This window comes from Sphingobacterium olei, from assembly GCF_005048855.1.
Lineage (GTDB): Bacteria > Bacteroidota > Bacteroidia > Sphingobacteriales > Sphingobacteriaceae > Sphingobacterium > Sphingobacterium olei.
In genome coordinates this window covers 475,116-495,594 of the sequence record NZ_SUME01000002.1, presented here as the reverse complement: position 1 = coordinate 495,594, position 20,479 = coordinate 475,116, and the positions used below count along the sequence as shown (strand labels likewise).

The window sequence follows — 20,479 nt, the reverse complement described above, 5'->3', positions numbered from 1 at the left end:
TATGGAAAAATTCAATAGAAGAGATTTTATAACAACGTCAGCGCTCTTTGGAGCGGCTTGTTTGATGCCTACGGCTCTTTTGGCTTCGTCGGCTAAAGAACACCGTTACAAGATCGCAGTCATTGATCTGATGATTTTAAAGCGTCAAAAGCTGAGTGCTTTTGAGCTAGCAAAGGAAATAGGTGCCGACGGACTGGAGGTTGATATGGGCGGATTGGGTAACCGGGACACGTTCGACAGCATCTTAGCAGACCCAAAAGAACGGGAAGCATTCTTGGCGAAATCCAGGGAACTCGGTGTATCCATCTGCGCACTGGCCATGACGGGCTTTTACGCGCAATCTTTTGCTACGCGGCCAACCTATCAACAAATGGTAGGAGATTGTCTGAAGACCTGCCAGCAGATGGGGGTGAAGGTTGCTTTTTTGCCTTTGGGAGTGCAGGGCGATTTGGTTAAAAATCCGGAATTACGCCCAGCGATCGTGGAACGATTAAAGATAGTGGGTAAAATGGCTAAAAAGGCAGGAGTAGTCATCGGCATAGAGACGGCCTTGGACGCGCAGGGAGAAGTTGATCTGTTAAAAGAAATAGGATCTAAAAATATACAGATCTATTTCAACTTTTCAAATCCATTAAAAGAGGGGCGCGATCTGATCAGTGAGTTGAAAATCTTAGGTAAGAAGCGTATTTGCCAAATCCATTGCACCGATGAAGACGGCGTATGGCTGGAAAACAATACCCGACTGAATATGCCGGAGGTGAAAGTTGCCTTAGACGGAATGGGCTGGAAAGGATGGTTGGTGATCGAACGTTCGCGTGATGCCAGCTTATCTCCGCGGATGGTAAAAGAAAATTTTGGGGCAAATACGAGATATATGAAACGTGTATTTCAATGAGATCAGGGTATATAAAAAAATAAATAGATGAAGACAGTAAACGTTTGGTGCGTACTCGTTTTCCTTTTTGCAGGATGTGGATCGGAAAGGCTGAATTATGAGCAGCTGGATAAAGCATTATTGTCCTATGCGCAGGTAGGCTCTGCTCATATGCCGGAAGAAATAGCGGAAGTAAATTCTCCCTATTTTGATGCGGTATTTCAACGTCCGGATTTTCCACCTGTAATAGATTCTGTTTTTCCGGGAGATGATATACAACCGCGAATAGATGCCCTAGCCAATATTGGTGGAGGTACATTGATTGTTAAGGTAGGGAACCATTTCACAGGTCGACTGGAGTTGAAATCGAATATTCATTTGTATCTGGAGGAAGATGCATTGATTGAATTTAAAAGTGAAATTGAAGCCTTTCTTCCGGTTGTTTTTACACGTAATGAAGGCATAGAGTTGTATTCGTTGGGGGCATGTATTTACGCCAACAATGCGAAAAATATTGCCATCACGGGCAAAGGTAAATTAATAGGTCCGGGGAAGGGTAAGGTGCGTGAACGGACTATGACACACGACGTCATCGAAAATCTAGTACTCGCAGATACACCTGTTGAAAATAGAATTTACGATGGAAAAACAGCGGATTACATTTTCCCGCCTGCACTGATTGCACCCATTAATTGTGAAAATGTATTTATTGAAGGTATTTCGTTGGAGCGGTCGGCTTTTTGGAATATTGTGCCTACTTATTGCGAAAACGTGATCATTAGAGGGGTTAATATCCATTCAATCGGTATTCAGCGGGGAGATGGTATAGATATCGAATCCTCGAGAAATGTGCTTATTGAGTATTGTACATTTAATACTGGAGATGATTGCATTGCTTTGAAAGCAGGTAGGGGAGACGACGGTCTCCGTGTTAACCGACCCACAGAAAATGTGGTGGTTCGTTACTGTTTGGCGGAACGAGGTCATGGTGGTCTTACTGTTGGCAGTGAAACGGCAGGACAAGTGCAACAAGTTTACGTACACGACTGTGCTTTCGATGGTACAGATGTGGGCATACGTTTCAAAACACGGAGACCCCGTGGTGGAGGGGGCAATAATATGTTTTTTGAAAACATACGGATGAATGTTGTGCATTCGGCACTCCGTTGGGATATGCTGGGCAGTGCGACGCATGTGGGTAATGCCGCAAGTCGTGACCATCAGGTGAAGCCGAACAGATTAACGCCGAGATTCTCGGATATCACCATACGGAAAGTTCTGATTGAAAAGGCGGCTGATTGCATTAAAATAGATGGAATTCCGGAATCCATGTTGGAAAACGTACGCTTCTCTAATATTCACGCTGCCGCAGAACGGTATTTTGTGGCTAAGGATGCCAAAGATATTATAATAGAAAACAGCAGTATCAACTGTGTGGAATGTGAAATAGATACCGTAAATGTATCTGGATTGAATCAAAGGAATGTTGAATTTATAAACTAGCTGATCGATTTTATGAAGATAGTTTCTCTTTTATGTGTCTGTTTATTGATCTCTGCCTCCTTATTTGCGGATTTACGAATAAAGGAACTTACGGTAGAGAACCGTATTAATCCATTGGGAATTAATACGCTTACACCTGCTTTTAGTTGGAAATTGACGAGTGCAAAGAAAGACGTCGTTCAAAGATCATATCGAATTGTAGTGAGCGAAGACAGTGCGCAGTTGGTAAGGGCAACGGCCGCCAAAACCTGGGATTCGGGGAATATCTCTTCTGATCAATCACTTTTTATAAAGTATAAAGGATCTGCATTAAAGGCAGGGACAACCTACTATGTATTCGTCGAAGTCGAAGATAATTATGGTGCACGAGCTAAAAGTGAAATTTGTCATTTTCATATGGGATTGCTCACCGAAGCAGACTGGGGGAAAGCAGAGTGGATTGCGCGTGAGAAGTTGCCGGATTCGTTAGTTAATCCCCTTCCCTTAAGCTCAAGCAAACTTCGGATTGACAAAAATTACGATCTCCCTGTATTTCGTAAAACGTTCTCCTTAAACAAGAAAGTAAAATCAAGCTATGCCTATGTATCTGGATTGGGACATTATGAGTTACAGCTGAATGGTAAGCGTTTAGATGATGCGTTCTTGCAACCGGGATGGACGAAATACGACAAAGAAGCATACTATGTAGTCTACGATTTAACCACTTCGCTACAGCAAGGGAAAAATGCGTTTGCAATACTTCTAGGAAATGGGTTCTATTATATACCGCCAATTAAGGGGCGTTACCAAAAACATAAGGTTGCTTTTGGCCTGCCGAAGCTAAAAATGAAGGTAGTGACCGTATATGAAGATGGTACATCCGACACGGTAGAAACGGATGAAAGCTGGAAGGTGCATGCCTCACCGATTGCATTTTCAAGTATGTATGGAGGAGAGGATTTTGATGCGCGTATCCTGCCAAAGGATTGGACCGACGTACACTATGATGACTCCAAATGGGAGAAGGCTATCGTTGTCGGCGGACCGGCTTTACGTGCCCAAGAAATAGCACCCACCAAGGTGATGGAAACGTTTAAGCCCGTTTCACATCAAATCGTACCATCACGTAAAAGCGAGGTATACGATTTTGGGCAGAATGCTTCGGGAATTGTATCGATAACGATCCGTGGGAATGAAGGCGATACGATTCGGGTATATCCGGCAGAATTATTGAATGCCGATGGCTCTGCTAATCAAAAACATACAGGAAGTCCTTACTATTACCAGTATATATTTGGCAAGGAAAAAGAAGTGACCTGGTCTCCGAGGTTTACATATTATGGACTACGCTATGCAGAAGTCATCAAGATGCCTGTGGCAGGAAGTCAGGTTGATATGCTACATATCGAATCGCATCATATCCGCAACAGTACCTCGACCGTTGGTACATTTGTTTCATCAGACACCTTATTTAATCAAATACACGAATTAATTAAATGGGGTATTCAAAGCAATATGGTCTCTGTTTTTACGGATTGTCCACACCGGGAGAAATTAGGCTGGTTAGAACAGTTACATCTAATGGGGCCATCGGTGCAGTACAATTTTGATGGAGGTACGTTGTTCGCTAAAGCCCTGCGTGATATGCGCATGTCGCAAACAGCAGATGGCCTTGTACCGGAGATAGCTCCTGAATACGTGCAATTCGACTGGGGTGGAGATATGTTTAGGGACTCACCCGAATGGGGAAGTAGTTCCATCCTATTGGCATGGTATGCGTATCAATGGTATGGTGATAAAACCTATCTCACGGATAATTATAGTATGATGAAGAAATATGTCGCTTATCTACAGTCCAAAGCCAAAGATAATATCCTTTATCAGGGATTGAGCGACTGGTATGATATTGGCCCGGAACGACCCGGAGTTTCTCAATTGACACCACATGGTGTGACAGGTACAGCGATTTACTACTACGATTTAACGGTAATGGGACACATAGCCGAAGAGCTTGGTTATGCAGATGACAAACTTTACTTCGACTCATTGCGCACCGAAGTTTATACATCTTTTAACAACACATTTTACAAAGCTGAGCAAGGTCAGTACGCTACGGGGAGCCAGACAGCTCAAGCCATGGCTATTTATATGGGATTGGTCGATGAGCAAAATCAAGAAAAAGTTTTGCAGGCACTATTGCAGGATATTTCGTCCAGAGATACCTCGTTTACAGCGGGTGATGTCGGACATCGATATTTGATTCAGGCACTGACAAATAACAATAAAGACGATATGATTTATGCCATGCATAAAGATGATACCCGTCCGGGATATGGTTATCAGATTAGAAAAGGAGCTACGGCATTGACGGAGTCCTGGGCAGCCTTGCCTAATGTGTCCAATAATCATTTTATGCTCGGTCATTTGATGGAGTGGTTTCATGCGAGTTTAGGTGGTATTCGTCAAGCCTCTAATTCAGTTGCTTTTAAACACCTCGTTATCGAGCCACGTCTGCTGGACAAAGTAGCGGACGTAAAAGTAACATATGAAACGCCTTACGGTGAGGTGATGCTAGATCGTAAATTAACAATTAAAGGCCATACGTACCGTATTCATGTTCCCGTTGGAACAGAGGCAAAGGTCGTTTTGCCGAAGGTCGGCAAGTACAAAATAAATGGTAAGACACCGAAGAAATCTATATTGTCGACCGTTGGAGATAACGTGAGTATTGACCTGGGTTCTGGAGTTTATCATATAGTAGAATAAGATGATGCGATTACTTTATATATTTCTCTCGTTCTTGTTTTTTCAACCCGTATGGGGACAAAATAAAGACTTGAAAGTTTCTGCAACGGAAATGCAGAACATTTACAATGCTGTCAAAACGCCATATAAGTATGGGTTAGTCGTTGTACCATCGACAAAGAAGCATCTCATGGATTGTCCTTCGGTATACAAGATCGGTCATATCTGGTATATGACCTATATTATCTTTGATGGTGTAGGATATGAAACTTATTTGGCGGAAAGTGCCGATTTATTGAACTGGAAGACGTTGGGGAAGCAATTGACCGCGGGGGAAGGTGATGAATGGGATGCCAAGCAAAAGGCAGGATACAATGCGTTGATCGATACGAAATGGGGAGGAAGCTATAAACTAAAAAAATACAAGGGCAAATATTGGATGTCCTATTTTGGAGGTTCTTCTGAGGGTTATGAGCCAGAGCCACTGTCATTGGGTATCGCCTATACGACGGAAACGCCTAATAGGCCTTTTGATTGGAACAGAATAGATAAGCCTGTATTAAGCAGTGAAGATGTCGATATCCGTTGGTGGGAGAATAGACATAAGCTTTTCAAGAGCTATATAATCGAAGACCCCAGCCGAAATACAGGGCACCGCTTTATTATGTACTACAACGCGGTAGGTGATTCGTTGGAGAATAATAAGCCAACACGGTGGTATGAACGTATTGGCATGGCGGTTTCGGATGATATGGTGAAGTGGAAACGCTATCTTCAAGATCCTGTCGTACATCATCCCGTAGGTATAACGGGAGATCCAATGATTCAGCGAATTAACAATACCTGGGTTATGTTTTATTTCGGTGCATTCTGGAAAGACCGCGGGGGGGCATTCAACCGTTTCGCAGCCTCAAAAGATCTGATTCACTGGACAGATTGGGAAGGTGAGGATTTGATCAGTTCTACGGAACCGTACGATGCACAGTATGCGCACAAATCTTTTGTAATTAAACACAAAGGGATAGTGTATCACTATTATTGCGCGGTAGATAAGGACGGTAATAGGGGGATCGCCTTGGCGACATCAAAGGATATCGGCAAGAGTGTGTTGAATTTTGTAAAGGAGTAATAATAGGGTTATTTAACTTTTTGAATAGATCAGTGAACAGAAAATGGGTAATAAATTTAATATGATTCGGAAGATAGTAACATTTATAGTTTTTTTAGCAGCTTCTCAATGGACGTTCGGACAAGCTAGGGAGCTTATTAACTTCAATACAGATTGGCGCTTTGTTCTGGATGATGATTTAACATTTAGGCATGCCGGTTTTGATGATAATGTGTGGAATCCGGTTACCTTACCTCACGATTGGAGCATGGGGTTTGATTTTGGAGCGGACTATCCTGCGGGTAATGCAGGTGGAGCGCTTCCAGGAGGAATAGGCTGGTATCGTAAATCTTTCTCATTGAATGAGCAGGATAAGGGAAAGGATATTGTACTTTATTTTGGGGGAGCATATCGTTATACGGAAGTTTGGATTAATGGTGTTTACTTAGGAAAGCATATCAATGGCTATCTTTCTTTTGAGCATGACTTGACAAAATATTTGAATTTTGGAAACAAGAAAAATGTCATTGCTGTCCGGGTGGACAATAGCTTACAGCCCAACTCGCGTTGGTATTCAGGATCAGGGATTTACCGGGATGTACGCTTAGAGAAGCGCAATCCTTCACACTTTTTGCGAAGTGAAACTTTTATCACGACACCTATGGTTGCTGTCGCCAAGAGTACAGTGCGTGTTCGATCGGCGATCAAGGGACAAGGTGTACAAGCTGTATTAAAGTTGATAGACGCACAAGGAAAGGTAGTGGCGAAGAAGAATATAACGGCTACAAAAGGCACCTTTGATGAGACATTGGAGATATCCCAGGCCAAGCTCTGGGATCCTAAAAATCCGAATCTATACCAGCTAGAGATTTCTTTATTGAGTGAAACCAATAAAGTTGTGGATGAACTGCACTACAAAGTGGGTTTTAGGAATTTCAAGTTTGATGAGCAAACCGGATTCTTTTTAAACGACCAGCCGTTGAAGTTGTTAGGGGTATGTTTGCACCATGATTTGGGAGCCTTAGGATCAGCTTTCAACAAATCTGCCGCAAAAAGGCAGCTGTTGATTATGAAAGATATGGGCGTCAATGCGATCCGTACAGCGCATAATCCGCCCGCTGAAGAACTACTGGATCTTTGTGATGAATTGGGCATTTTGGTGTACAACGAGGCTTATGACATGTGGAAGAAACGTAAGAACAGGTTCGATTATAATATTGACTTTGACGAGCACCATATCCCGGACCTTATTAGTTTTGTCAAACGCGATCGCAATCATCCTTCGGTTTTTATGTGGAGCATTGGTAACGAGATCCGTGAACAATTTGATAGCACAGGTATCGCCTTCACGCAAGAAATGAGCAAAGTGGTGAAAGAATTGGACCCGACAAGACCAGTTACTGTCGCTTTGACGGAAACGGAGTACGAAAAAAACTTTATCGCACAGGCAAGGACGTTAGATGTGTTGGGTTTTAATTACAAGTACTTTGACTATGATAAATTACCGATACAGTTTAAAGGGGTTCCGCTGATTGCTTCAGAAACAACCTCCGCATTACAAACGAGAGGAGTGTATGATAATTTGCACGATACGATTCAGCTGTGGCCAGCTTCCAGCAAGGATAAATATGTCGTTAACGGAAACGCAGACTTCACCGTTTCGGCATATGATAATGTAGCAGCGTATTGGGGTACAAGTCACGAGCGAGCGTGGTTGGAGGTGAAGAAGCGTGATTTCTTAGGAGGTATTTTCGTATGGACAGGATTTGATTATTTGGGTGAACCAGTGCCATACCCTTATCCAGCACGTAGCTCGTATTATGGCATAGTAGATTTAGCAGGTCTGCCTAAGGATGTGTATTATATGTACCAGTCGGAATGGACGGAAAAAGATGTCTTGCACCTTTTACCGCATTGGAACTGGAGCATTGGCCAGACGGTAGATGTATGGTGTTATTATAATAATGCCGATGAAGTTGAACTGTTTCTGAATGGACAGTCTTTGGGTAAAGCAACTAAAAATGCAGATCAATTGCATGCTGCATGGAAAGTGCCCTTTGAAACAGGAGAACTGAAAGTGGTAAAATACCAAAATGGTAAAGCTGTACAGGAGGTCGTCAAGCGAACTGCGGGAAAAGCTACACAGTTGGGGGTAAAAGTAGAACATGAGCGCTATGCTGTAGGAGACCAAACTGATTTATATTTCGTAACCGTGGACTTGCGCGATGAGAAGGGTGAGTTGGTGCCAAATCAGGATATAGAGTTAACCTTTTCGGGAGATAGCAATAGCCAGATTTTAGGAACGGATAACGGTTTCCAAGCAGATTTGAATGGACTAAGTCGCCCAACTAGAAAAACACATAAAGGATTGGCGGTGGCTTATGTGGCTAGACAAGATATAACGAAAGGAGCAACACTGACCATTAAATCCGTATTAGGAGAACAGAAGGTCACATTGAAGTAGTCTAAAGGGGAACTCAAAAAATAAGGTGAATCGTAGTTGGAAGAATTATGGGAGGATATAAAGGTTTGGTAAGTAGTTAGTTAGAAAGATTAAGGTAGTCGTGTGATTTTGGACTTCTCCTATCGTCGAAGTGACGTAATGTATAGTTATAAAAAAATGAAACGAAAATGAATAGAACAAAATATAGACTATTTCTGTTTTTAGTATTTCTTCTTGCTTTATCTGTTGGTAATCAGGCTGTCGCGACTGATATTCATGTCGGTGCTAAGACCCAGTCGCTTAAACGGGATGGCAGTGTCGCATCTCCCTTTGCGACATTAGAAGATGCATTGCGACAGGTGCGGGAATGGAGAAGGCTGCGAGATCCAAAAGTAGCACAAGGTGTACAGATCTTGCTGCAAGATGGGGTATACCGTCCCGCACAAACCATTCTAATTCGACCGGAAGATAGCGGAACAGCACAAAGTCCAACCCACATCAAAGCTATTGGTAAAGATGTTGTTTTTTCTGGAGGAGTGCCTGTAAGCGGGTGGAAGAAAGTGGGGAAGAATGTCTATGTTGCAGATGCACCGCGTGTAGGCGGAAAGTTTTTTCCGTTTCGTCAAATGTGGGTAGGTGATCAGAAAGCAATACGAGCAGAGAGCCACCACGATTATGAGTTACCCCGGATTTTGAATTGGAACTTTGAGCAGCAGACTGCCACTATTCCGAATGTCTTTAAAAACTTCCAATTTGAAGAAGGCATGGAGTTCTTTATCCACCAGTGGTGGGCTATTGCGCAACTTCGTGTAAAAGATGCCAAAGTAACCAAAGATAGTATCATCCTGGCTTTCCATGAACCGGAAAGCAAACTTCAAAGCGAACACCCTTGGCCCAAACCATGGCTGTCGGCAGAGCATGGGAATTCAGCATTTCGACTGGTCAATGCCATTCAATTTTTAGATCAGCCAGGCGAGTGGTTTTTGGATGAAGACACCCATAAGATCTATTATTATAAAAAAGCTGATGAAGACCTCAATCAAGTGGAGATCATCGTTCCCTATCTGGAGACGATTTTGCAATTTGCAGGCACACAAGAAGAGCCTGTTTCACATATTAGCTTAGAAGGTATCCAGTTTCAGCACACCTCTTGGTTGCGGCCTCATACACATGGACATGTCGCCCTTCAAGCGGGCATGTATTTTATAGATGCTTACAAGCTGCAGATCCCGGGCACTCCCGATAAGAAAGGCTTGGAAAACCAAGCCTGGGTGGGGCGGCCGAAGGCAGCGGTTGCCTTGAAAAATACTGCGTATACTGCATTGATCAGTTGTCACTTCCAACATTTGGCTGCGACAGGTGTAGATTATGAAGAGGGTAACATTAAGGACCAATTAATCGGTAGTGTCTTACAAGACATAGGGGGTAATGCCGTGTTGTTAGGGAAATTTTCGGATGAGCAGTTCGAGGCGCATCTGCCGTATGTTCCAAAAGACGAACGGATCCTAACGGATGGGGTGATGATACGCAATAATGTAATTAACAATGTAGCTAACGAAGATTGGGGTGCTTTAGGCATTGGTGCCGGTTTTGTACGTAATATTGATATTTCTAATAATGACCTAAGTGATTTGTCTTACACAGGTATTAGCTTAGGTTGGGGCTGGACACCTACGGTCAATAGTATGAAGAACAATAGCGTCCGGCGTAATCGAATCAGCCGGTACGGTAAGTTTATGTACGACGTAGCAGGTATTTACACCTTATCTGCCCAACCCGGAACTAAGATCCAAGAAAATCGGATAGACAGTATTTATGTGTCACCCTATGCCCATATTCCCGACCATTGGTTTTATCTGTATACCGACGAAGGTTCGGCCTACATGAATGTATCGGACAATTGGTTTCCCGAATATAAAATACTACAAAATGCAAACGGGCCATCCGTCGAATGGAAGAATAATGGCCCGGATGTTTCGTCTGATAAAATAGCGAATGCGGGGTTAGAAGCCGCATATCGGCATTTACTGCCGTACAAAAAGGAAGTTTCGGCATCAGCAAAATTTAATGTATATGTTCCATTCACAAAGCCTGTTTTTGTACAGGTTTATGATCCGAACGGCCAGATCTCCGACGATGAGCTGGCTCGATTTGTAAGCGGTCAAGGAGGAGATGCTAAACAGACCTACCGTTGGAAGGATTATCGTCTCATTAAGACCGATGACGGGATCGGTAAAAAAATAGCCAGTGCTTGGGTTGCAAATTATCCAAAGATCGAATTTAAGGTATTCGATGATTTGTTTTACACCTTCGACCGCTCCCGCTGTGGAGATACCGGAGAAGAGAAAGATGTAGATTATGTCTTGCTAACGACTAAGTTGATCGATGATGAGAAGAAGCAGCACATGTATTATGATTACCACGATAAACAGTTCGAACAATGGCCAGAGGTCGCCAACGGATTCTGTAACGCTGGATTTGAAGAGGTATTGTTATACAGAAAGGACAACCAATTGATGTTGTATATATCTTTTCCAAAAGGCAGTCGATTTGAGGATATCGATCCGTTGACCATTAAGGACAATCCGAAGGTTGTAGAATGGAATAAGCTGATGGGTGGCTTTCAGGAGGGGATCAAAGGAACGGCAGCAGATGAAACATGGATTTTTTATAAAAAATAAATAAGCAAACAGTGAAACAGTTAAGATTAGGTATTTTAGGACTGGGAGAAGGTCGCAGTACGATGTCAGCAGCATTGCAGAGTGAGCAGATTGAGTTGGTACAGGTTTGTGATCTGAATGAAGAGTTGGGCCGTAAACGGGCAAAAGAATTTGATTTCCATGCCTATACAAACAATTATGATGATATGCTCAATAACCCAAATATTGATGCCATCGCAATTTATACACCGGATCATTTGCATGCTGCGCATATTCAGCTAGCATTGGAGCACGACAAACATGTGATCTGTACAAAGCCGTTTATCGATAATCTAACGGATGCCAATGCGCTGTTAACCCTAGCCGAACAGAAAGACAAACGAGTTTTTGTGGGGCAGAGTTCGCGTTTCTTTGAGCCTGTTAAAAAACAACGTCAGGACTTTGAAGCCGGACTTATTGGAGATCTCATTACTATTGAGGGTTATTACCATGCCGATCACCGTTGGTTTTTGGACAAGCCATGGTCATTGCAGGCAAAATTCAAATGGCTGTATGGAGGTCTCAGTCATCCGGTAGACTTTATACGCTGGTACCTACCCAATATTGAAGAGGTGATGGGCTATGGTATGCTGAGCGCAAACGGAAAAAAAGGAGGATTGCAGAATCACGATACGATGCATTTTATTTTCAAAGCTGAAGATGGTCGAATTGCTCGTGTGAGTGGTGCTTATACAGGTCCGGTACAGCCAGTAACTCGGGATAGTGAGATGAGCTGTATCCTACGTGGTACAGAAGGTGCTAGTCAGGCCGATTATATGGATTTGCGTTATGCTATTACAGACCGTACAGGTGAGGAACGTATTTTAACATGGGAGCATAAGCTAAAACATTACTTTCGTTTTGAAGGTAAAAGCCATCATGCCGGTGAATATCAAAATTATTTGGAACACTTTGGTCAGGCGATTCAAAACAGGACGGCTGCTTTCCCGGATATGAAAGAGGGGATAGGTACGATTGCGTTGTTACAGGCCATGGATGAGTCTTTGACGACCGGTAAGCCCGTAAGGCCGAAAGATTTGCTTGAACGTTTTGGTGTTAATCCAATAAACGTACGATGAAATATTCATGATCGTTAAAAGATAAATTACACGCATATGAACACCATACTTGAAAAACTAACCCTATACGATTATATTATCGTTATCGGTTATCTTGTTGCGTTGTTGGTTATCGGATTGCTGTCTTCGCGCAAGAAAGAAGAAGGTGCCGAACACTTTTTGGCCGGTAAATCGTTGGGTTGGTATAGCATTGGATTCAATATGTGGGCGACGAATGTGGGCCCCTCAATGTTGCTTGCATTTGCCACAGTAGGCTATACGACAGGTATTGTCGCCATCAATTTTGATTGGTACGCATTTGTATTCCTATTCCTGTTAGCCGTCGTATTCGCTCCGCGCTACTTGGCTTCGAATGTACGAACATTGCCAGAGTTTATGGGCAATCGCTATGGTTCACAAACCCAGACCATTTTAGCTTGGTACTCGTTGGTCAAGATGTTGATTTCTTGGTTATCCTTGGGGTTATTTGCAGGAGGTTTTCTTGTGCGACAGATCTTGGGTATTCCGATGTGGCAAAGTGTCATTGTGCTGGTAGCTTTAGCAGGGCTATTTGCCTATACCGGAGGATTACGCACGGTAGCGAAAATCAATATCTTTCAGATGATTTTATTGATACTGGTGTCCGCTTTATTGACCTTTTTAGGCCTGTCCAAGATAGGAGGAATCGGAGCCTTGATTGATCAAACACCAGACGGTTATTGGTCGCTGATCCGACCGGCGAATGATCCCGATTACCCTTGGTATGCAATTGCCTTGGGCTATCCCGTTGCTGCAGTCGCGTTTTTCTGTACCGACCAAGCGATGGTTCAGTCGGTGTTGGGGGCTAAAAGCTTGGAACAGGGACAGTTGGGCGTGAACTTTATTGCATGGCTCAAGATCTTGTCTCTCCCATTATTTATTCTAACGGGCATCATCTGTTATATACTTTTTCCGGGTTTAGAAGATCCGGCGCTGGCTTATATGACGATGGTGACAAATTTATTTCCGACTGGACTGAACGGTTTGGTCATCGTGGTATTGATTGCCGTATTGGTTGGGACAATTGGATCGTCGCTTAACTCGCTGAGTACAGTCTTCACAATGGACATTTACCTCAAACATATTAATCCGGATGCGGTAGGTAAACAAATTACACAAGTAGGGCGTTATACGATTATCGTGGGATGTTTGGTTGCCGTTTTGATGGCAATTGCCATCGATCAGATTAAGGGACTTAATCTCTTCGACGTCTTCCAATCTATTCTGGGTTTTATAGCTCCTCCACTGGCTGCGGTATTCTTATTGGCCGTACTGTGGAAGCGGACGAATAAAGCTGCGGTAAACACTTTGCTAACCTTTGGATCAGTACTTAGTCTAGGGATAGGCATCTGTTATCTTTGGGTGTTTCCGAAAGATCAATATGATTTTTGGCCACATTATTTAATGCTCTCTTTCTATCTGTTCGTAGCACTTGTATGTATTGGTATAGTAGTCTCTTTGGCCGTAAAGCCATCTAAGTACGAATTAGAACACCTGGATCAGCAGTTTATAACATTGGAAAAACCATCAAAAAAGGTGAAATGGGCTTGGGGTATTTTATTTGTGGTAATGATCGCCTTATATATTTTGTTTAAATAGTTAAAAGCGTAAGAAAACTTGAATACAAGGGCTGCCTCCTATGTTTGTCCAAGACAAAGATAGGAGGCAGCTTCTTTTTTAAGACAGACCCAGATTACTTTCAATCTCCGTTTTACAACGTAATAAAGCTTCTAGTATCTTAGCATTAGAAATCTCATCTTCATGTTGCAGAGTGAGAAGTTTGGCAACCGTAAGGCAAGCAATGATACCCGATGTGCTGTTGCCAATCGGAACTGTTATGTCGATAATGCCTTGAGCATAGTGGCTTGGCATTTCAGCATACCCCATTACTGTAATACGCTTCAATTCCTTTTCAAAAACTTCACGTTGTTTTTTCGAAAGCGTTTGGTAATAACTATCGGTTTTCAGCGCCTGTTCTTTCGTTGTACTTTCCGAGAAGCTCAATAATAATTTTCCTGAAGCTGTCTGTGAAACCGAGTACAGGTTTCCTTCTTCGATAATAACCGCTATAGGCGATGGACTTTTGCTATATGCAACGACCATGACCTTATCATTGTATAATACCCCCAAGTGGCAGGGTTGTTTGATCAATGTGGAGGTTTCCTTCATCGCTTGTAAGGCTGCTGATCGAAGCTTATCAATAAAAGAATCATGGTGTGAAAGGTAATACAGTTTTAAGGTCAATGCATACTTCGTGGAAACTTGATCGCGATGTATATATCCCCTAGATTCTAATGCAGCAAGCATACGGTATATCTCATTGGGGCTTTTATCCAGGCCTTGAGCAATCTCGGCCTGCGACTGCGCTGTGGATTGTGCTGCTAAAAATTCAAGTATATCTAAGCCCTTTTCCAGGGCTGGAGCTTTGTATTTATCGGTTTTGATCATGGATAGTGCTAAGATATAAAAATAATTATGTGACAGCAATTGATTTGAATAATGTCAAACAATTCTGAATAATTGACATAGGATGAGTCGGTTGTTAATTTTCATTTATTTCGTGGAATTTCTATTAACTAGTTGTTTTATTGAATTTCAAACTGTTTTAAGTCAGGTTTTGGTTTTATCATGCAGTTACGGTTCGGATGTATGTTGTAATATGTAATATGATATGGTATCATTTTTATGATAACATGCTAGAATAATTGGATAAATATGTTTACGATTTGCACGGCGTATAGCGATAAATTTGAATTTAAATTAAGGTGTATTTTCTTATACGAATGGTTTGAGGGACTGTATGTTCGTTAAGGAAGGCTAACAACATAAACATAATTTCTATGATAAAATCAATTAAACAAGTACTGCTATTGACGTTAATAACGGTTGCTTTGTGCTTTGTAGACTATCCGTTTGTCATGGCAGCAGATCTTGCTATAAGTCAGCAACAATCTATTAAAGTCAGTGGTCAGATAAACACGGCTGAGGGGAAAGGTATCCCTGGAGTCACCATTAATTACGAAGGAAAGGAGACTGTTTCAAACAATGGGGGGCGATTTTCAATCGAACTTACCGCACCGGGCATTGTCGGTTTTTCAGCAGTAGGCTTTACTGGAAGGACAATTAATGTGACAAGAGATACCACGCTTACTGTAATACTTGAGGGAGGCGATGAAGTATTGGACGAAGTGGTCGTCATTGGTTATGGTTCGGTAAAACGACGTGACTTGACGGGAGCGGTTTCATCCGTCAAGGCTGAAGAAATTGCTATGGCTCCAGTTGCCAATCCGATTGAGGCTTTGCAGGGACGCGTGGCAGGATTGGATATCGCACGTTCATCTGGTCGGGCTAATTCGGATGCCAGTATTTTGCTGCGTGGTAACAGGTCGTTGACTGCCGGTAGCAGCCCTTTGTACATTATTGATGGAATACCCGGGAATATCACCAATCTGAACCCTAATGATATCGAAAGTGTAGAAGTGCTTAAAGATGCTTCTTCTACAGCGATTTATGGTTCTGCCGGTGCCAATGGAGTATTTATCATCACGACTAAACAGGCCAAGGCAGGACGGGTATCCATTAACCTAGATGCCTATGCAGGGATAAATTCGAATGGACGTTATCCTGCAGCTTTACAGCAGGATGCCTGGCTTCAATATTTAGAAGATAGCTTTGTGTCGACAAATGGCCGAAATGCTAACGATAGAAATGAATTGTTGACAGCCTGGAGCTTAAATCCCGAGCAGATCGGAAGGTATATCGATGAGGGAAAGTGGATAAATTGGGTAGATGAGACACTTCGAACCGGTGTACAGCAAAATTATCTGTTGTCGGTCAATGGTGGAACAGAGAAAACACAAGGCTTTTTCTCGATGGGATATAATTCGACCAAAGGGATCTACCGAAACGATCAATCCGATTTATTTACGGTACGTGCCGGAGCGACGAATAAAATTGGTAATTGGTTTAAGGGCGGGATCGTATCGGGTTTGACGTGGAGAGATAATGAATCGCGTCCAAGCCGTATGAATAAAACCTTCGATATTGCTCCCGTGGGTGATGTGTATGATGCAAATGGAAATATCAATGTGTATCCGATTGAGGGATTGACTATGCCAAGTTTGCTCGCAGATGATATTCCGAACACGTTGAAAAACAATTCAAAGAATTTAGTCGTTACGGTCAACCCGTATATAGACATAGATATTACAAATGGGCTGACATTTCGCTCTATATTAGGGGCGACGCTAAGTAATTCTAGGACAGGGATATTCAATAGTGATCGTACCTACATGATGCTGGCCGGTAGTGCCGCGCAAGTTCGAAATGCAAGCTATACCACTAACTTAGGATACGGATATGTCTGGGAGAATATTCTTAACTACCAAACCAAATTTGGACAAGACCACGACCTATCTGCAACGTTAGTGTCTTCTTGGGCAAATAATCAGTCCGAAAACTCTTTTGCCTACAACGAAGGCTTTTTGTACGACGAGTATTTGTACTACAGTCTACAAGGCGGAACGGTGCCTGCCGTTAGCTCGAGCTATTCGACGTCTAAACGTATGTCTTTTGCTTCACGTATCAACTACGGCTATAAAGGACGTTATTTGTTGACTTTGACACAGCGTACTGATGGTGTATCGCAGTTGGCGCAACGTTGGGATACATTCTTAGCTGCGGCAGGAGCATGGAGAATCAGTGATGAAAGCTTTATGGAAAACACAAAGGATGTAATTAGCAATTTGAAACTAAGGACATCGTATGGAGTTTCTGGAAATTCCGGCATTGCTCCATATTCCACATTGACAGAGGTGACCAGTACAGGCTTAGATCAGATCAATCTTGGAGGTGGAGTGCTACCCGTCAGCGTGTTGACACGTGCGGTAGGTAATCCTTTACTATCTTGGGAGAAATCATACAACTTTAATATAGGTCTAGATGTGGGATTATTCAATAATAGGGTAGAAGCTGTAGTTGAATTGTATGATACCGATACGAGGGATGTGTTGTATTCGAGGGATTTGCCGTTTTCAAGTGGTGGATTTACCCCAAAACAATCTTATCAAATGACCGCGAATCTTGCACGTATGAACAACCGTGGTATTGAGGTGACGTTAATTACCAAGAATATTGCAAAAGAATCGTTCAAATGGAACTCTACGGTGACCTTCGCCTATAACAAAGAACGCGTGAAATCGATAGATTTGGGTAGTGGGGTGTCGATGGACGATCTGATTTCTTTGGGTTTGTTTATGGATAAACCGAGCAAGACCTTATATGGCTACAAGAAATTGGGGATATGGCAGTTGGACGAGGCTGCAGATGCTGCGGCGTTCGGTTTGCTGCCGGGAGACGTCAAGACGCAGACTAACTTGACAAGAGTCAATGAAGGCGTGTGGGTGGATAATTCGGGAGAACTACCTGTAGAGTATACGGCACAAAATCCCTATTCTATTTCACCAAACGATCGAACTATTTTAGGACAGGGGGATCCTCGTTGGACAGCGGGCTGGCAAAATACCTTCTTATATAAAGGATTTGATCTAAACATCTTTACGATTGCACGATGGGGGCAACATATAGATGCTGATCTATTGGGTTATTTTGACTATAGGGCCATTAACATGCCTTCGGCATACAATTATTGGACGCCAGAAAATCCAACCAATGATTACCCGAGGCCATACATTAATAGGACAGTTAATCATTCCAACCCACTCTTGGGTATGAATACAGTTGATGGTTCGTTTATTAAAATCAAGAACATTACATTGGGATACACGTTACCTGAAAATATCGGAAAAGGAATTGGATTAGGAAGGTGCCGTGTGTACGGTACGATGTTCAATCCTATTATCATTACGAGAAGTCATCTACTGAAAGGGATGGATCCTGAAACCGGTGCGTCGGATGAATTCCCGCTGTACAGACAGATGGTATTTGGTGTAAACCTATCCTTCTAAAAACGGAGTTGATGTGGTATTAATAATTGAAAAAAATAAGACGATGAAAAATATATGTTATAAATTTTCGCTGTATGTGTTGTTCGTTTTTGGGTTTTCTTCTTGCTCTTTAGAGGAATGGAATCCTTCTACAGTCGACGTGGAGACAGCCTATAAATATAAAGATGGCTATGAGAGCTTAATTAACTATTGCTACGACGGACTGTATTACTTTTATGGAAAAGTGGATGGAATTGGCGCGATGGAGATGGGTACCGATCTGTGGACCAATGTTGCCAATAGTGAGAATGGATTTATATTATATAATAGTAATATGAATGCGGAGTTAGGAACGTTGAGAACGATATGGCAGGGTATGTATGCGACAGTAAATTATTGTAATACGGCCATTCACTATGCGCCGTTAGTAGAAGAGTATACTGATGCAGAAAGAAATGCGAAAGTCGCCGAAGCTTATTTCTTAAGGGGATGGGCAAATTGGCATCTGGTAGAGCAGTTTGGAGGTGTTGCACTGACTACTATTCCTTCTACGGTATCAGGACCCCAGAATAGTCCAACGCGGAGTTCCGAAGAAGAATTTTACGAATTGATTATTTCAGATTTGCAATTTGCAGCGGCAAACTTGCCCGATAAGACCGCCGCAGAACGTGGCCGTTTGTCTAAAAAAGCGGCGTATGCTATGTTAGCGAAAGCCTTACTACAGCGTACCCGATTAGGCGATAAAGAAGAGTATGCCCGTCAGGCTTTAGAAGCCGCGGAGGAGCTGATAAACAATGCCGGAAAATATGGGGTAGCGCTCTATCAATCCGATGCGCAACGCTCAGGCTTTGCTAAATTATGGGACGGCACAAATAACAAAAACAATACTGAGTTTTTGTTTCTTGAAGCTATCGATCATATTGATGGTCGTAATCCGGAGGGATGGAATCGGGGAAGAACACGGCAATATTATTTGATGGATGCAAGAACAACGGGCGCTCCATGGGGTACACAAGAAAATGATGCATGGCTGGGAAGGGCCAATAGCCGTAGCTTTAAGCCTACGAAGTATTTACTAACAGAGTTATTCGAGCCAGTAGCTAATCCGGCTGATAGCAGATTTAATGAAACATTCTTTTACGAATTTTACAATGCCACTTGGGGAGATATAACGATTAGCCAGAATATGGTGACGCAGTATGGTAAAAACCCAAATTTGATAGGTCGTGTGATAAAAAATACAGCAGCGACAGGAAGCAGCTTGGTACAAGGTAATCGGGCTATTAATCACTATGGTTTGGTAAATATGGTGGATAACGATGCTGACGGCTGGTTGGATGGTTTGTCACTATTGACATCGAACTGGGTGATGTCTGCTTCCGAAAAAGCAAATCTGCCATTTTGGATCGTTGACCCATCAGATTGGTTTGATGCAGAAGGTAAATGGGTAACTGCCGAAAGCAATAGCATGGCTATCTATCATAGAGAAGTCTATCCGTCTTTAAAGAAGTTTTCTAGCCTAGAATGGGTGTACGATCGCCAATATTGGATGGGTGATGTTCCGATTATTCGCCTAGGTGAGGTGTATCTAATTGCTGCGGAAGCAGCACTTCTTGCAAACAACGACGTAAATAAAGCACAGACTTATATCAATGAAATCCGTAAGCGTGCAGCTGTACAAGGAAGACAAGACGAGATGGTTGTGGGTGTAGGAGATGTTTCTCTTGATCTTATTTTGGCTGAGAGAGGCCGGGAACTTGCGGGAGAACAAACCCGTTGGTATGATCTGAAACGTATGGGTAAATTGACGACAGCATATTTACGTCAAACAAATCCGGAAATACAGTTTTTTGATCCAGTTAAGCATGTTGTACGTCCGATTCCGCAATCTTTCTTGGATGCTATCGCCAATCCTGCTGAGTTCGGACAAAATACGACCTATTAAATATAGTATGAACACATAAAGAGTATAGGCCTTGTTTGTGATTAACAAGGCCTTTGTGATCTAAATAATTTATATTCAAATAATATATTTATATTTGAATACACAGGCCGTTATACAACAACTTAGAAAATAGATTATTTA

Annotated in this window: 11 protein-coding genes; 10 read left to right on the top strand and 1 reads right to left on the bottom strand. The window is 42.5% G+C overall.

Annotated elements, in window-relative coordinates; all coding sequences use genetic code 11:
* Position 1: 1 nt before the first annotated feature.
* From FAZ15_RS06395 to FAZ15_RS06360, 8 genes are all read left to right on the top strand, one after another.
* Positions 2-895 (top strand): sugar phosphate isomerase/epimerase family protein, encoded by an 894-nt coding sequence (locus FAZ15_RS06395; RefSeq protein ID WP_136900479.1) that lies wholly within the window; start codon positions 2-4, stop codon positions 893-895.
* A gap of 27 nt (positions 896-922) precedes the next feature.
* Complete coding sequence (locus tag FAZ15_RS06390) at positions 923-2,377, top strand: glycoside hydrolase family 28 protein (protein ID WP_136900478.1); 1,455 nt, start codon at positions 923-925, stop codon at positions 2,375-2,377.
* A 12-nt stretch (positions 2,378-2,389) separates the two neighbouring features.
* On the top strand, positions 2,390-5,122 hold the full coding sequence (locus tag FAZ15_RS06385) for a family 78 glycoside hydrolase catalytic domain (protein ID WP_136900477.1): 2,733 nt from the start codon (positions 2,390-2,392) through the stop codon (positions 5,120-5,122).
* A 1-nt stretch (position 5,123) separates the two neighbouring features.
* Positions 5,124-6,230, top strand: a complete 1,107-nt coding sequence (locus FAZ15_RS06380) for a glycoside hydrolase family protein (RefSeq protein WP_238387170.1) — start codon at positions 5,124-5,126, stop codon at positions 6,228-6,230.
* A gap of 61 nt (positions 6,231-6,291) precedes the next feature.
* A complete protein-coding gene (locus FAZ15_RS06375; RefSeq protein WP_136900476.1) occupies positions 6,292-8,673 on the top strand; it encodes a glycoside hydrolase family 2 TIM barrel-domain containing protein in 2,382 nt (793 codons plus the stop codon).
* Positions 8,674-8,840: 167 nt separating this feature from the next.
* Positions 8,841-11,333 carry an L-rhamnose mutarotase gene (locus FAZ15_RS06370; RefSeq protein ID WP_136900475.1) on the top strand — a complete coding sequence of 831 codons (2,493 nt, stop codon included), beginning with the start codon at positions 8,841-8,843 and terminating at the stop codon, positions 11,331-11,333.
* 11 nt (positions 11,334-11,344) lie between these two features.
* The gene (locus FAZ15_RS06365; RefSeq protein WP_238387169.1) at positions 11,345-12,430 is read left to right on the top strand and encodes a Gfo/Idh/MocA family protein; all 1,086 of its coding nucleotides are present in this window, start codon (positions 11,345-11,347) and stop codon (positions 12,428-12,430) included.
* 36 nt (positions 12,431-12,466) lie between these two features.
* Entirely contained in the window at positions 12,467-14,047 is a 1,581-nt protein-coding gene (locus FAZ15_RS06360; RefSeq protein WP_136900474.1) for a sodium:solute symporter family transporter, read from the top strand.
* A 78-nt stretch (positions 14,048-14,125) separates the two neighbouring features.
* On the opposite strand, the gene FAZ15_RS06355 is transcribed toward FAZ15_RS06360, so the two are convergent.
* Positions 14,126-14,896 carry an IclR family transcriptional regulator gene (locus FAZ15_RS06355; protein WP_136900473.1) on the bottom strand — a complete coding sequence of 257 codons (771 nt, stop codon included), beginning with the start codon at positions 14,894-14,896 and terminating at the stop codon, positions 14,126-14,128.
* 392 nt (positions 14,897-15,288) lie between these two features.
* Between FAZ15_RS06355 and FAZ15_RS06350 the strand changes: the two genes are divergently transcribed.
* A complete protein-coding gene (locus FAZ15_RS06350) occupies positions 15,289-18,414 on the top strand; it encodes a SusC/RagA family TonB-linked outer membrane protein (RefSeq protein ID WP_136900472.1) in 3,126 nt (1,041 codons plus the stop codon).
* 43 nt (positions 18,415-18,457) lie between these two features.
* Complete coding sequence (locus tag FAZ15_RS06345; RefSeq protein WP_136900471.1) at positions 18,458-20,338, top strand: RagB/SusD family nutrient uptake outer membrane protein; 1,881 nt, start codon at positions 18,458-18,460, stop codon at positions 20,336-20,338.
* The last annotated feature ends 141 nt before the right edge of the window (positions 20,339-20,479 follow it).

Bases quoted from the DNA above. Each gene is read 5' to 3' on its own strand.
- FAZ15_RS06395 (WP_136900479.1), top strand. From the start codon at position 2: ATGGAAAAATTCAATAGAAGAGATTTTATAACAACGTCAGCGCTCTTT.
- FAZ15_RS06390 (WP_136900478.1), top strand. From the start codon at position 923: ATGAAGACAGTAAACGTTTGGTGCGTACTCGTTTTCCTTTTTGCAGGA.
- FAZ15_RS06385 (WP_136900477.1), top strand. From the start codon at position 2,390: ATGAAGATAGTTTCTCTTTTATGTGTCTGTTTATTGATCTCTGCCTCC.
- FAZ15_RS06380 (WP_238387170.1), top strand. From the start codon at position 5,124: ATGATGCGATTACTTTATATATTTCTCTCGTTCTTGTTTTTTCAACCC.
- FAZ15_RS06375 (WP_136900476.1), top strand. From the start codon at position 6,292: ATGATTCGGAAGATAGTAACATTTATAGTTTTTTTAGCAGCTTCTCAA.
- FAZ15_RS06370 (WP_136900475.1), top strand. From the start codon at position 8,841: ATGAATAGAACAAAATATAGACTATTTCTGTTTTTAGTATTTCTTCTT.
- FAZ15_RS06360 (WP_136900474.1), top strand. From the start codon at position 12,467: ATGAACACCATACTTGAAAAACTAACCCTATACGATTATATTATCGTT.
- FAZ15_RS06355 (WP_136900473.1), bottom strand. From the start codon at position 14,896: ATGATCAAAACCGATAAATACAAAGCTCCAGCCCTGGAAAAGGGCTTA.
- FAZ15_RS06350 (WP_136900472.1), top strand. From the start codon at position 15,289: ATGATAAAATCAATTAAACAAGTACTGCTATTGACGTTAATAACGGTT.
- FAZ15_RS06345 (WP_136900471.1), top strand. From the start codon at position 18,458: ATGAAAAATATATGTTATAAATTTTCGCTGTATGTGTTGTTCGTTTTT.